Genomic DNA, 13,380 nt, shown 5'->3' on the forward strand with positions numbered 1-13,380 from the left:
ACTGGATTGGAATGCGGAGAAATTAGATGAGTGCGCTTTACATGATTGTCGGCACCCTGGTTGCTCTGGGGGTGCTGGTTACCTTCCACGAATTCGGTCACTTTTGGGTGGCACGTCGTTGCGGCGTCAAGGTACTGCGCTTTTCCGTCGGCTTCGGTATGCCGCTGGTTCGCTGGCATGACCGGCACGGCACCGAGTTCGTGATCGCGGCCATCCCGTTGGGTGGCTACGTCAAGATGCTCGATGAGCGTGAAGGCGAAGTGCCGGCCGATCAGTTGGACCAATCCTTCAATCGCAAGACCGTTCGTCAGCGTATCGCCATTGTTGCGGCCGGTCCGATCGCCAACTTCCTCCTGGCGATGCTGTTTTTCTGGGTCCTGGCCATGCTCGGCAGCGAGCAGGTGCGTCCTGTCATCGGCGCGGTCGAGGCGGACAGTATCGCCGCCAAGGCAGGTCTGGTCGCAGGGCAGGAAATTGTTTCCATTGATGGTGAGCCGACGACGGGTTGGGGCGCGGTCAATTTGCAACTGGTCCGTCGTTTGGGTGAAAGCGGCACTGTCAACGTCGTGGTGCGTGAGCAGGATTCCAGTGCCGAGACCCCGCGCACGTTGGCCTTGGACCATTGGCTCAAGGGCGCTGACGAGCCTGATCCGATCAAGTCCCTGGGCATCCGGCCATGGCGTCCTGCGCTGCCGCCAGTGCTTGCCGAGCTGGATCCGAAGGGGCCGGCCCAGGCCGCGGGTCTGAAAACCGGCGATCGCTTGCTGGCCCTCGATGGCCAGGTGTTGGGTGAGTGGCAGCAGGTGGTCGACCTGGTACGTGTACGCCCTGATACAAGGATTGTGCTGAAAATTGAGCGTGACGGTGCTCAAATCGACGTCCCCGTGACCCTGGCGGTACGTGGGGAAGCCAAGGCGGTCGGGGGTTACCTGGGTGCAGGCGTCAAGAGTCCGGAGTGGCCGCCCTCGATGGTGCGTGAGGTCAGTTTCGGGCCGCTGGCGGCCATTGGCGAGGGTGCAAAACGCACCTGGACCATGAGTGTGCTGACCCTCGAATCCCTCAAGAAAATGTTGTTCGGCGAGCTCTCGGTAAAAAACTTGAGTGGACCGATAACCATTGCTAAAGTGGCGGGCGCTTCTGCCCAGTCGGGTGTCGCGGATTTCCTGAATTTCCTGGCTTATCTGAGTATTAGCCTGGGTGTTCTGAATTTGCTGCCCATTCCAGTATTGGATGGGGGGCATCTGTTGTTTTATCTGGTCGAGTGGGTGCGTGGTCGCCCCTTGTCGGATCGGGTGCAGGGTTGGGGGATACAGATCGGTATCAGCTTGGTGGTCGGGGTGATGTTATTAGCCTTGGTCAACGATCTGGGTCGACTGTAACGCTTCGCTGAATTGCGAATCTGCCGCATTTTGCGGCAGTTTGTTTATTGCCAGTTGGAATAAGAAAGGACTTCATGAAACGTCTGCTGCTAACTGCGGTTCTCACCGTATTGATGATCGCCGAAGTTCACGCCGAGTCCTTCACCATCTCCGATATTCGCGTCAACGGCCTCCAGCGGGTTTCCGCGGGTAGCGTCTTTGGTGCCTTGCCGTTGAACGTCGGGGAACAGGCTGATGACCGTCGCCTGGTGGAATCCACTCGTGCGCTGTTCAAAACCGGGTTCTTTCAAGACATCCAACTGGGTCGCGAAGGTAACGTCCTGGTTATCACCGTCGTCGAGCGACCTTCCGTCGCCAGTATCGAGATCGAAGGCAACAAGGCGATCTCCACTGAAGACCTGATGAAAGGCCTGAAGCAATCCGGCCTGGCCGAGGGCGAGATCTTCCAGCGCGCCACCCTTGAGGGTGTGCGTAACGAACTGCAACGCCAGTACGTTGCCCAGGGCCGCTACTCCGCGACCGTGGAGACGGAAGTCGTGCCGCAGCCTCGTAACCGTGTCGGCCTCAAGGTCAACATCAACGAAGGTACCGTGGCGGCCATTCAGCACATCAACGTGGTGGGCAACACCAAGTTCGCTGATGAAGACCTGATCGACCTGTTCGAGCTCAAGACCACCAATTGGTTGTCGTTCTTCAAGAACGATGACAAGTACGCCCGCGAAAAACTCTCCGGTGACCTGGAACGCCTGCGCTCCTACTACCTGGACCGTGGCTATATCAACATGGATATCGCTTCGACCCAGGTGTCCATCACCCCGGACAAGAAGCACGTCTACATCACTGTCAACGTCAACGAAGGCGAGAAGTACAAGGTTCGTGACGTGAAGCTCAGCGGCGACTTGAAAGTGCCTGAAGACCAGGTCAAGGCCCTGTTGCTGGTGCAGAAAGACCAGGTGTTCTCGCGCAAGCTGATGACCACCACGTCCGAACTGATCACCCGTCGCCTGGGTAACGAAGGCTATACCTTCGCTAACGTCAACGGCGTGCCTACCCCCCACGATGAAGACCACACCGTGGACATCACCTTTGTCGTCGATCCAGGCAAGCGTGCCTACGTGAACCGCATCAACTTCCGTGGCAACACCAAGTCTGCGGACGAAGTGCTGCGCCGCGAAATGCGCCAGATGGAAGGTGGCTGGGCATCGACTTACCTGATCGACCAGTCCAAGACCCGTCTTGAGCGCCTGGGCTTCTTCAAGGAAGTGAACGTCGAAACGCCAGCCGTACCGGGTGTGGATGACCAGGTTGACGTGAACTACGCCGTGGAAGAGCAAGCGTCGGGTTCGATCACCGCCAGTGTCGGTTTCGCACAAAGTGCCGGCCTGATCCTCGGTGGTTCCATCACCCAGAACAACTTCCTGGGTACCGGTAACAAGGTGTCCATCGGCCTGACCCGAAGCGAATACCAGAGCCGTTATAACTTCGGTTATGTCGACCCCTACTGGACTGCCGACGGCGTGAGCCTGGGCTACAACGCCTTCTACCGCACCACCGACTACAAAGACCTCGACGTCGACGTAGCCAGCTATGCAATCGACAGCCTGGGCGTAGGCGCCAACATCGGTTACCCGATCAGCGAGACTTCGCGCCTGACCTTCGGCCTGACTGCGCAACAGGATGAGATCAAGACCGGTGTGTACACCGTGGACGAGATCTTCGACTTCACTCGCAAGGAAGGCGACAAGTTCCTGAACTTCAAGGCGTCCGCCGGCTGGTCCGAGTCGACCCTGAACAAAGGCGTGCTTGCCACCCGTGGCCATTCCCAGAGCCTGACGCTGGAAGCAACGACGCCGGGCAGCGACCTGTCGTTCTTCAAGCTCGACTACCGTGGCCAGTTGTTCCAGCCGTTGAGCGATAACTACACCATGCGCCTGCACACCGAGCTGGGCTATGGCGACGGTTATGGTTCCACCAATGGGCTGCCGTTCTACGAGAACTACTACGCGGGTGGCTTCAACTCCGTGCGGGGCTTCAAGGACAGCACCCTGGGTCCACGTGGTACACCGAGCCGTGGCGTTGGTGTGACCGGTAACCAGGGCACCGTCGCTGACTCCGACAACGACCCTCTGCCATTCGGTGGTAACGTGTTGATCCAGGGTGGTGCGGAAATCCTGTTCCCGCTGCCGTTCGTCAAGGATCAGCGGTCCCTGCGTACTTCGGTCTTCTGGGATGTGGGTAACGTGTTCGACTCCAAGTGCGAACAGATCACCAACCCAAGCGGCGTGAAGTCACGGACTGAGTGCAACGACGTGAGCCTCAGCAACCTGGCGAGCTCGGTGGGTGTCGGTGTGACCTGGGTGACCGCGCTTGGCCCGTTGAGCTTTGCTCTGGCCATGCCGATCAAGAAACCGGATAACGCTGAAACCCAGATTTTCCAATTCTCCCTCGGCCAGACGTTCTAAGCGTCTGACCCAAGATAACGACAACGGATTCTGTAGGAGTACATCGTGCGTAAGTTGACTCAATTGGTTCTGCTGGCCACCGTGCTGGTAGCCACCCCGGCCTTCGCCGAAATGAAAATCGCCGTCCTGAACTATCAGATGGCCCTGCTGGAATCCGATGCGGCCAAGAAATACGCCGTGGATGCGGAGAAAAAATTCGGTCCGCAACTGACCAAGCTCAAGACGTTGGAAAGCAGCGCCAAGGGTATCCAGGACCGTCTGGTAGCGGGTGGCGACAAGATGCAGCAAGGCGAGCGCGAGCGTCTGGAGCTTGAGTTCAAGCAAAAGGCCCGTGACTACCAGTTCCAATCCAAGGAGCTGAACGAAGCCAAGGCTGTTGCCGACCGTGAAATGCTGAAACAGCTGAAGCCTAAACTCGACAGCGCCGTGGAAGAAGTCATCAAGAAAGGTGCCTTTGACCTGGTGTTCGAGCGTGGCGCAGTGATTGACGTCAAGCCTCAATACGACATCACCCGTCAGGTGATCGAGCGCATGAACCAGCTGAAGTAAGCCATGACCGCGACTATCAAGCTCGGCGAGTTGGCCGAGTTCCTGGGAGCCACCTTGCGTGGTTCCCCGGAGAAGGAAATCACTGGGCTAGCCACCTTGCAGGAGGCTGGCCCAGCTCAGTTGAGCTTCCTCGCAAACCCCCAATACCGTAAATACCTGGTCGACTGCCAGGCCGCAGCCGTGTTGCTGAAGGCCGCTGACGCCGAGAGTTACGCCGGGGATGCCCTGGTAGTGGCTGACCCCTACCTGTCTTACGCAAAGGCGTCTCATCTGTTCGACCCGAAGCCCAAGGCAGCAGGTGGTGTTCATCCGTCTGCGGTTATCGCCGATGATGCCCAGGTTGACCCTGCGGCCAGCATCGGTGCGTTTGCGGTGATCGAGAGCGGCGCACGCATCGCGGCCGGTGTAACAGTCGGCGCGCATTGCTTTATCGGCGCTCGCTGTGTAATCGGCGCCGACGGTTGGCTGGCACCTCGCGTGACCCTGTACCACGACGTGCGTATCGGTGAACGTGTGGTCATTCAATCGGGTGCCGTGATCGGCGGTGAAGGCTTTGGCTTTGCCAACTCGAAAGGCGTCTGGCACAAGATTGCCCAGGTTGGCGGCGTATTGATTGGCGACGACGTGGAAATCGGTGTCAACACGGCTGTCGATCGCGGAGCCCTGGCCGATACCGTGATTGGTAACGGCGTGAAGCTCGACAACCAGATCCAGATCGCCCACAACGTGCAGATTGGCGATCACACCGCCATGGCCGCGTGTGTAGGCATTTCCGGCAGCACCCGAATCGGCAAGCATTGCATGCTCGCCGGTGGCGTAGGGCTGGTGGGGCATATCGATATTTGCGACAACGTTTTCATCACCGGCATGACCATGGTCACCCACTCGATTACCGAGCCGGGTGCCTATTCTTCCGGTACCGCCATGCAGCCTGCAGCTGAATGGCGCAAGAGCGCAGCACGTTTGAGGCAGCTCGACGACATGGCTCGACGTCTCAAACAGCTGGAAAAGCGTGTTGGGGACGTGACCCCTGGCGGTAATGCTTCATCAGAAGGCTGATACCATTTCCATATCAAGTGTGCACAGCCGCTAGACTGCCTCCTTGATTTGCTAGCGGGGCGTGCGTTTAGTCGCCCGCCCCCAATCTTTATTACAGGCTTCCCCCCGAAATGATGGACATCAACGAGATTCGCGAATACCTGCCCCACCGTTACCCGTTCCTGCTGGTGGACCGTGTAGTGGACCTCAATGTTGAGGAAAAGCGCATTCGTGCCTACAAGAATGTCAGCATCAACGAACCGTTCTTCAACGGTCACTTTCCCGCGCATCCCATCATGCCGGGCGTATTGATCATCGAAGCAATGGCCCAGGCTGCCGGTATCCTTGGTTTCAAAATGCTCGACCTCAAGCCTGCCGACGGCACGCTTTACTATTTCGTCGGCTCCGACAAGTTGCGCTTTCGCAACCCGGTTACCCCGGGTGACCAGTTGATCCTGGAAGCCAAGTTCATCAGCTGCAAGCGCCAGATCTGGAAGTTCGAATGCCAGGCCTCGGTAGATGGCAAGCCGGTGTGCTCTGCCGAGATCATCTGTGCGGAACGCAAACTATGAGTTTGATTGACCCTCGCGCAATCATCGATCCGTCGGCCGTACTGGCCGCCGACGTTGAGGTCGGCCCCTGGTCGATCATCGGCGCAGGTGTGGAAATCGGCGAGGGGACTGTCATCGGGCCGCACGTGATCCTCAAGGGTCCGACCCGCATTGGCAAACACAACCGCATCTACCAGTTTTCCTCGGTAGGCGAAGACACCCCGGACATGAAGTACAAGGGTGAAGAAACCCGCCTGGTAATCGGTGATCACAACATCATCCGTGAAGGCGTGACCATTCACCGTGGCACCGTGCAGGATCGTGCCGAGACCACGCTGGGTGATCACAACCTGGTCATGGCCTATGCCCATATCGGTCATGACAGCGTGATCGGCAACCACTGCATCCTGGTCAACAACACCGCGTTGGCTGGCCATGTACACGTTGACGATTGGGCGATCCTGTCCGGCTTTACCCTGGTGCATCAGTATTGCCATATCGGCGCCCACAGCTTTTCCGGCATGGGCACTGCCATCGGCAAGGACGTTCCGGCGTTCGTCACGGTGTTCGGCAACCCGGCCGAAGCCCGCAGCATGAACTTCGAAGGCATGCGCCGTCGTGGCTTCAGCGAAGAGGCGATTCACGCCCTGCGCCGTGCCTACAAGGTGGTCTACCGTCAGGGGCTGACGGTAGACCAGGCGTTGATCCAACTGGCCGAGCCGGCAGCGTTGTTTCCGGAAGTCGCGGTGTTCCGTGACTCGATCCAGGCATCGACCCGCGGCATCACTCGCTGATCATGGCTACTCTGCGTATCGCGCTGGTGGCCGGAGAAGCTTCCGGCGACATTTTGGGCGCAGGTCTGATGCGGGCACTCAAGGCCCGGCACCCTGCGGTGGAGTTTATCGGCGTCGGCGGCCCGCTGATGCAGGCCGAAGGCCTCACGTCGTACTTCCCCATGGAGCGTCTGTCGGTCATGGGTCTGGTCGAAGTGCTGGGTCGCCTGCGTGAGCTCCTGGCTCGTCGCAAGCTGCTGATCCAGACGTTGATCGAAGAAAAGCCCGATGTCTTTATCGGCATCGATGCGCCGGACTTCACCCTCAATATCGAACTCAAGTTGCGTCAGGCCGGGATCAAGACCGTGCACTACGTCAGCCCCTCTGTGTGGGCGTGGCGGCAGAAACGTGTGTTGAAGATCCGCGAAGGCTGCGACCTGATGTTGACCCTGTTGCCGTTCGAAGCCAGGTTCTACGAGGAGAAGGGTGTGCCAGTGCGGTTTGTCGGGCATACCCTGGCTGACAGCATTCCTTTGCAGGCTGATCGTGCAGCCGCGCGTGCTGAACTGGGCCTGCCCGACGGCCCGCTCGTTGCGCTGATGCCGGGCAGTCGAGGCGGCGAAGTGGGCCGTCTTGCCAGCGTGTTTTTCGATGCTGCCGAGCGCCTGCAAGCCTTGAAGCCCGGGGTACGTTTTGTGTTGCCCTGCGCCAGCCCGCAACGGCGTGCACAAATCGAGACACTGCTGGTCGGTCGCAATCTGCCATTGACCCTGCTCGACGGCCAGTCGCACCTGGCCCTGGCGGCCTGTGATGCGGTGCTGATCGCTTCGGGTACCGCGACCTTGGAGGCCCTGCTCTACAAGCGCCCGATGGTCGTGGCCTATCGCCTGGCGCCGCTGACCTTCTGGATTCTCAAGCGCATGGTCAAAAGTCCTTACATCTCCTTGCCCAACTTGCTGGCCCAGCGCTTGTTGGTGCCGGAATTATTGCAGGACGATGCAACCCCCGAAGCCCTCGCGCAAACCCTATTGCCCTTGATCGATGGCGGCGAAGAACAGACCCGTGGTTTTGACGACATCCACCGCACCCTGCGCCGTGATGCATCGAACCAGGCGGCCGACGCCGTATTGACCTTGATCGGCCAAAAACAGGAAGCTTTATGAGCACGCAAATAGGCCTGGATTTCAGCCTCGTTGCCCAAGCCCACGAACTGGTGGCCGGTGTTGACGAAGTGGGGCGCGGCCCGCTGTGTGGTGCGGTGGTTACGGCGGCCGTGATCCTGGATCCGAACCGCCCGATCCTGGGCCTCAACGACTCAAAGAAACTCACCGAAGCGCGTCGTGAAAAACTCTACGACGAAATCTGTGAAAAGGCCCTGAGCTGGCATATCGCCCGGGCCGAAGTCGAAGAAATCGACGAATTGAACATTCTGCACGCCACGATGCTGGCCATGCAGCGTGCCGTTGAAGGCCTGCATATCACCCCAAAACTGGCGATGATCGACGGCAACCGTTGCCCGAAGCTGGCGATGCCGGCTGAGGCGGTGGTCAAGGGCGATAGCAAGGTTCCAGCCATTGCCGCCGCGTCGATCCTGGCCAAGGTCAGCCGAGACCGTGAAATGGCTGCCTTCGAATTGATTTACCCCGGTTACGGGATCGGGGGCCATAAAGGCTATCCGACGCCCGTTCATCTGGAAGCCCTGGCCCGTCTCGGCCCAACGCCTATCCATCGGCGCTCGTTTGCCCCGGTGCGCCAGGCGTATGAGCTGCGCGAGAACCTCAGCGAGGTTTAGTCGCAAGGCTGATGTTTTTGCCAAGGCCCGGTACAATCCCGGGCCTTGTTGTTTCTAAGTTTCTGGACAGGATCACTATGCCGGCTTCATTCGTTCACCTGCGCCTGCACACTGAATACTCCCTGGTCGACGGCCTTGTACGGATCAAACCGCTGGTCAAGACCCTGGTGGGCATGAACATGCCTGCGGTCGCGGTTACCGATCAGAACAACATGTGCTCCCTGGTCAAGTTCTACAAGAACGCCATGGGCGCCGGCATCAAGCCGATCTGCGGCGCCGACCTGTGGCTGTCCAACAAAGACCCGGATAACCCCCTGAGCCGCATCAGCCTGCTGGCGATGAATGGCGTGGGTTATCGCAACCTCACCGAATTGATTTCCCGTGGCTTTATCGACGGCCAGCGCAACGGCTCGATCATCATCGAGCGCGAATGGGTCGCCGAGGCCAGCGAAGGCCTGATCATGCTGTCGGCCGCCAAAGAAGGCGAGATCGGTATCGCGCTGCTGGGTGGTAATCCCCATGAAGCCGAAGTGCTGGCGAGGGAGTGGATGCAGGTCTTCCCCGACCGTTTCTACCTGGAAGTCCAGCGCACCAACCGTCCCAACGATGAAGAGCATCTGCACGCCGCCGTAGCCCTGGCCGACAAGCTGGGCGCACCCTTGGTGGCGACCAACGATGTGCGCTTTATCAAGAAGGAAGATTTCGAGGCCCACGAAACCCGCGTGTGCATCGGCGAAGGCCGGGCCCTGGATGACCCGCGCCGCTCCAAGAACTATAGCGAAGAGCAGTACCTCAAGAGCGCGGACGAAATGGCCGAGCTGTTCAGCGACCTGCCCGAGGCCCTGGAAAACTCCGTCGAGATTGCCAAGCGCTGCAATATCGAAGTGAAGCTGGGCAAGCACTTTTTGCCCAACTTCCCGATTCCCGATGGCATGACCATCGACGAGTATTTCCGCAAGGTGTCGTTTGATGGTCTGGAGGAGCGGCTCTCCGTCCTGCTGCCCAGGGACACCACCGAAGATTACGAGGCCAAGCGCCAGGTCTATGTCGATCGGCTGAATTTCGAGCTGGATATCATCATCCAGATGGGGTTCCCCGGTTACTTCCTGATCGTGATGGACTTTATCCAGTGGGCCAAGAGCAACGGCGTGCCGGTAGGTCCGGGCCGGGGGTCGGGTGCCGGCTCGCTGGTCGCCTATGTACAGAAGATCACCGACCTTGATCCACTGGAATATGACCTGCTGTTCGAACGGTTCCTGAACCCGGAACGGGTCTCCATGCCCGACTTCGACGTCGACTTCTGCATGGACGGTCGCGACCGTGTGATCGAATACGTGGCCGAGAAATACGGCCGCAACGCCGTGAGCCAGATCATCACCTTCGGTTCCATGGCGGCCAAGGCGGTTATCCGTGACGTAGCGCGGGTGCAGGGCAAGTCTTACGGCCTGGCGGACCGCCTGTCGAAGATGATCCCGTTCGAAGTCGGCATGACCCTGGAAAAAGCCTACGAGCAGGAAGAGATCCTGCGCGACTTCATCAAGGTCGATGAAGAAGCCGCCGAAATCTGGGAGATGGCGCGCAAGCTCGAAGGCGTGGTGCGTAACGTCGGTAAACACGCCGGTGGCGTGGTCATTGCGCCGACCAAGCTGACTGACTTTTCGCCTATCTATTGCGATGAAGAGGGCGGCGGCCTGGTCACCCAGTTCGACAAGGACGATGTGGAGGCGGCCGGCCTGGTGAAGTTCGACTTCCTCGGCCTGCGGACCCTGACGATCATCGACTGGGCACTCAAGACCATCAACCGCGACCGCGCCAAGGTCAACGAAGAACCGCTGGATATCGCCTTCATCCCGCTGGACGACAAGCCCACCTACACCTTGCTGCAAAAAGCCGAAACCACGGCGGTGTTCCAGCTTGAGTCCCGCGGCATGAAAGAGCTGATCAAAAAGCTCAAGCCCGACTGCCTGGAAGACTTGATCGCACTGGTGGCCCTGTTCCGTCCGGGCCCGCTGCAATCGGGCATGGTGGATGACTTCATCAACCGTAAGCACGGCCGTGCCGAACTGGCGTATCCGCACTCCGACTACCAGTACGAAGGCCTCAAGCCGGTATTGGCGCCGACCTACGGCATCATCCTGTACCAGGAACAGGTGATGCAGATCGCCCAGGTGATGGCCGGCTACACCCTCGGTGGCGCGGACATGCTGCGGCGGGCCATGGGTAAGAAAAAGCCCGAGGAAATGGCCAAGCAACGCGGCGGTTTCATTGAGGGTTGTGCCACCAACAATATCGATGCCGATCTGGCCGGTAACATTTTCGACCTGGTGGAAAAATTCGCCGGTTATGGCTTCAACAAATCCCACTCCGCCGCCTACGGCCTGGTGTCGTATCAGACCGCCTGGCTGAAAGCCCACTACCCGGCGCCGTTCATGGCTGCGGTACTCTCGGCGGATATGCACAACACCGACAAGGTCGTGACCTTGATCGAAGAAGTGCGCACCATGAAGCTGCGCCTCGACGCGCCGGACGTGAACGCCTCGGAGTTCAAGTTCACGGTGAACGACGAAGGTCGCATCATCTATGGCCTGGGCGCGATCAAGGGCGTGGGCGAAGGCCCGGTGGAAGCCATCACCGAAGCGCGCCAGGACGGGCCGTTCAAGGATCTGTTCGACTTCTGCGCACGGGTTGACCTCAAGCGCATCAACAAACGTACCCTCGACGGCCTGATCCGCAGCGGCGCGCTCGACCGTCTCGGCCCGTATTTCCACGATGAGCCGAAGGCGTATCAGGCGAATATCGATCGCAATCGCGCGGTGCTGCTCACCGCCATGGAAGAAGCGATCAAGGCCGCCGAACAGACCGCCCGCACCCATGACAGCGGCCACGCCGACCTGTTTGGCGGGTTGTTCGTCGAAGAAGATGCGGACGTGTATGCCAACCACCGCAAGGCCAAGGAGCTGACCCTCAAGGAACGCCTCAAGGGTGAGAAAGACACCTTGGGCCTGTACCTCACCGGTCACCCGATTGACGAATATGAAGGCGAGATCCGTCGTTTCGCCCGTCAACGCATCATCGATCTGAAACCGGCGCGGGATACCCAGACCGTCGCCGGCATGATCATCGCCCTGCGGGTGATGAAAAACAAAAAGGGCGACAAGATGGGCTTTATCACCCTCGACGACCGCTCGGGCCGGATCGAGGCGTCGCTGTTTGCCGACGCCTTTCATTCCGCGCAGTCGCTGCTGCAGACCGACGCCATGGTGGTGGTGGAAGGGGAGGTCAGCAACGATGACTTCTCCGGCGGCTTGCGCCTGCGGATCAAGCGGGTGATGAGCATGGAAGATGCGCGCACCAACCTGGCCGAAAGCCTGCGCCTGAAGGTGAAGACCGAAGCCCTCAAGGGCGATCAGCTACGCTGGTTGGGTGACCTGCTCAAGCGCCATCGCGGCGCCTGCCCGGTGACCATGGAGTACACGGGCAACGACGCCAAGGCCATGTTGCAGTTTGGCGAGACGTGGCGAATTGATCCCGCTGACGGCTTGATTCAAGCTTTGCGTGACCAGTTCGGTCGTGACAACGTCTTCCTCCAATACCGTTGACGGTCAGGACGCCTGACCTCGGCTGAACATTTAATCTCGACCTAAACGCGCCTCTCCCTTAAGGTAGGGCGCGAATAGACAACCGGCTGGCCAGGCAACCCTTGGCCGTCGACCCAAGACGGACGCTTATGAACCCGAATTTTCTTGATTTCGAACAGCCGATCGCTGACCTGCAAGCCAAGATCGAAGAGCTGCGCCTGGTCGGCAATGACAATTCGCTGAATATCGGCGATGAGATCGCTCGCCTGCAAGACAAGAGCAGCACGCTCACCGAAGACATCTTCGGCAAGCTGACCAGCTGGCAGATCGCGCGCCTGGCCCGCCACCCGCGCCGTCCGTATACCCTGGACTACATTCAGCACATCTTCACCGAGTTCGACGAGCTGCACGGCGACCGCCATTTCTCCGACGACGCGGCCATCGTGGGCGGTATCGCTCGCCTGGACGACCAGCCGGTCATGGTCATCGGTCACCAGAAAGGCCGTGAAGTGCGCGAGAAAGTACGCCGCAACTTCGGCATGCCGCGTCCGGAAGGTTACCGCAAGGCGTGCCGCCTGATGGAAATGGCCGAGCGCTTCAAGATGCCGATCCTGACCTTTATCGACACCCCGGGTGCTTACCCGGGTATCGATGCCGAAGAGCGCAACCAGAGCGAAGCGATTGCCTGGAACCTGCGGGTGATGGCCCGCCTGAAAACCCCGATCATCGCCACCGTGATTGGTGAAGGTGGCTCCGGCGGTGCACTGGCCATTGGCGTCTGCGATCAGCTGAACATGCTGCAATATTCGACCTACGCGGTGATCTCGCCGGAAGGTTGCGCCTCGATCCTGTGGAAAACCGCAGAAAAGGCGCCGGACGCTGCCGAAGCCATGGGCATCACTGCCGATCGCCTCAAGGGCCTGGGTATCGTCGACAAAGTGATCGCCGAGCCATTGGGCGGCGCCCACCGCGACCCGGTCGCCGCTGCTGCCACTATCCGTGCCGAGCTGGGTTCGCAACTGGCGATGCTCAAGAAGCTGGATAACGAAGCGCTGCTGGCCCGTCGCTACGAGCGCCTGATGAGCTACGGTCTGTAAGCCGACGCCGTAATTTATGTGGGAGGGGGCTTGCCCCCGATTGCAGGGTCTCAGTCACCACATCTTGTGACTGACCCACCGCTATCGGGAGCAAGCCCCCTCCCACATTTGCTTTGTGTATGCTTGGTCTACGTATTCCTGATTTGCGGCGGTAACGTTTG

At 59.5% G+C, this 13,380-nt stretch carries 10 protein-coding genes; all 10 read left to right on the forward strand.

Features of this window, described 5'->3' with window-relative positions; all coding sequences use genetic code 11:
* Positions 1-26: 26 nt before the first annotated feature.
* The 10 genes from rseP to BB029_RS07870 all read left to right on the forward strand — a co-directional run bounded on the left by rseP (position 27) and on the right by BB029_RS07870 (position 13,219).
* Positions 27-1,379 carry a sigma E protease regulator RseP gene (gene rseP / locus BB029_RS07825; protein ID WP_065938774.1) on the forward strand — a complete coding sequence of 451 codons (1,353 nt, stop codon included), beginning with the start codon at positions 27-29 and terminating at the stop codon, positions 1,377-1,379.
* A 74-nt stretch (positions 1,380-1,453) separates the two neighbouring features.
* On the forward strand, positions 1,454-3,841 hold the full coding sequence (bamA, locus tag BB029_RS07830) for an outer membrane protein assembly factor BamA (RefSeq protein WP_053137245.1): 2,388 nt from the start codon (positions 1,454-1,456) through the stop codon (positions 3,839-3,841).
* A gap of 45 nt (positions 3,842-3,886) precedes the next feature.
* Positions 3,887-4,390 carry an OmpH family outer membrane protein gene (locus tag BB029_RS07835; protein WP_003219314.1) on the forward strand — a complete coding sequence of 168 codons (504 nt, stop codon included), beginning with the start codon at positions 3,887-3,889 and terminating at the stop codon, positions 4,388-4,390.
* 3 nt (positions 4,391-4,393) lie between these two features.
* Positions 4,394-5,449 (forward strand): UDP-3-O-(3-hydroxymyristoyl)glucosamine N-acyltransferase, encoded by a 1,056-nt coding sequence (gene lpxD, locus BB029_RS07840; protein ID WP_065938775.1) that lies wholly within the window; start codon positions 4,394-4,396, stop codon positions 5,447-5,449.
* Between the two features lie 110 nt (positions 5,450-5,559).
* Entirely contained in the window at positions 5,560-6,000 is a 441-nt protein-coding gene (fabZ, locus tag BB029_RS07845; RefSeq protein ID WP_003172281.1) for a 3-hydroxyacyl-ACP dehydratase FabZ, read from the forward strand.
* Complete coding sequence (lpxA, locus tag BB029_RS07850) at positions 5,997-6,773, forward strand: acyl-ACP--UDP-N-acetylglucosamine O-acyltransferase (protein WP_027604472.1); 777 nt, start codon at positions 5,997-5,999, stop codon at positions 6,771-6,773. Before fabZ ends, lpxA begins: the two co-directional genes overlap by 4 nt.
* Positions 6,774-6,775: 2 nt before the next feature.
* Positions 6,776-7,915 (forward strand): lipid-A-disaccharide synthase, encoded by a 1,140-nt coding sequence (gene lpxB / locus BB029_RS07855; RefSeq protein ID WP_065938776.1) that lies wholly within the window; start codon positions 6,776-6,778, stop codon positions 7,913-7,915.
* Positions 7,912-8,544 carry a ribonuclease HII gene (gene rnhB, locus BB029_RS07860; RefSeq protein WP_065938777.1) on the forward strand — a complete coding sequence of 211 codons (633 nt, stop codon included), beginning with the start codon at positions 7,912-7,914 and terminating at the stop codon, positions 8,542-8,544. The genes lpxB and rnhB overlap by 4 nt, the downstream gene beginning before the upstream one ends.
* Positions 8,545-8,621: 77 nt before the next feature.
* Entirely contained in the window at positions 8,622-12,143 is a 3,522-nt protein-coding gene (gene dnaE / locus BB029_RS07865) for a DNA polymerase III subunit alpha (protein ID WP_065938778.1), read from the forward strand.
* A 128-nt stretch (positions 12,144-12,271) separates the two neighbouring features.
* Positions 12,272-13,219 (forward strand): acetyl-CoA carboxylase carboxyltransferase subunit alpha, encoded by a 948-nt coding sequence (locus tag BB029_RS07870; protein WP_065938779.1) that lies wholly within the window; start codon positions 12,272-12,274, stop codon positions 13,217-13,219.
* The last annotated feature ends 161 nt before the right edge of the window (positions 13,220-13,380 follow it).

Origin of the sequence: Pseudomonas sp. S3E12, assembly GCF_001702295.1 — a bacterium.
Taxonomy (GTDB): Bacteria; Pseudomonadota; Gammaproteobacteria; order Pseudomonadales; family Pseudomonadaceae; genus Aquipseudomonas; species Aquipseudomonas marginalis.